2 protein-coding genes are annotated in these 1,084 nt (G+C 42.7%); both read left to right on the top strand.

What is annotated here, in order from left to right; all coding sequences use genetic code 11:
- On the top strand, nucleotides 1-627 hold a 627-nt coding region (locus tag ACZMB2_RS14390), incomplete at its 5' end, for a CD1107 family mobile element protein (protein WP_487597224.1).
- On the top strand, nucleotides 628-1,084 hold a 457-nt coding region (locus ACZMB2_RS14385; RefSeq protein WP_487597223.1), incomplete at its 3' end, for a toprim domain-containing protein.

Below are 1,084 nucleotides of genomic sequence, written 5' to 3'. Positions count from 1 at the left end.
GTGGATGATCGGACAGTGACAGGTATTGAGGAACAGCTTAATAAAGAAGGCGAGACAGCAGATTCTGTTACTAAAACAGCTACGGAAGGCACAAAAGAGTTTTATACCATTTCAACTAAGAGTGGTAAGATTTTTTATCTGATCATCGACAATTCAAAATCTCAGGATAATGTGTATTTCCTTACAGAAGTCAGCGAGAAAGATCTGATGAACTTCACACTTTCTGATTCCGTGACACTTCCGGAAGTAGATACTGTTTATGCAGAACCAGAGAAACAGGCTGAAGAAGAAAAGCCGGAAACAACTGAGACAGCTGAGAAAGATAAGGTAGAGGATGAAATCCAGATGCCAGAAGATAAAAGTCCATTTGGAACGTATCTTCTGATTGCACTGGTTGCAGTAGGAGCTGCGGCAGGAGGATATTACTTCAAAGTCTATAAACCAAAGCATGAATATGATGACGAGGATGAGATGGAAGAGGAAGAAGATGAATCCGAAGATTCAGAGTCTGAAAAGCGGGAAGTAGATGATGCAGATGAGCAGGAAGAAAGTGCAGAACCGGAAATCCTGAGAGATGAAGATTTTGACGATAATGTACTGGAAGATGAAGAAGAGGAGCAGGAGTAAATGAAATTAGTAATTGCAGAAAAGCCATCGGTTGCGATGGCACTGGCTTCCGTGCTTGGAGCCAGAACAAGAAAAGATGGCTACGTGGAGGGAAACGGTTATATCGTTTCCTGGTGCGTAGGACATCTGGTTGGATTATGTGATGCATCGGAATACGATGAAAAATATAAAAAATGGAGATATGATGATCTGCCGATTGTGCCGGAATGCTGGAAACACAGGGTATTGGAAGGTACGAAAAAGCAGTTTGGAATCTTGAAAAAACTGATGCGAGATTCCGAAGTAGATGAAGTAATCTGTGCTACAGATGCCGGGCGGGAAGGAGAACTAATCTTCCGTCTGGTGTATGAGCAGGCAGGATGCAGAAAGCCGATGAAGCGGCTCTGGATCTCTTCCATGGAGGAACAGGCAATTAAAGATGGATTTTCGTCATTAAAAGACGGTTCGTGTTATGACA

The sequence above is a fragment of the Hominiventricola sp. genome (genome assembly GCF_057604405.1).
Note: the sequence above shows the minus strand (reverse complement) of the source record. Positions and strands in the feature narration are given on the sequence as shown.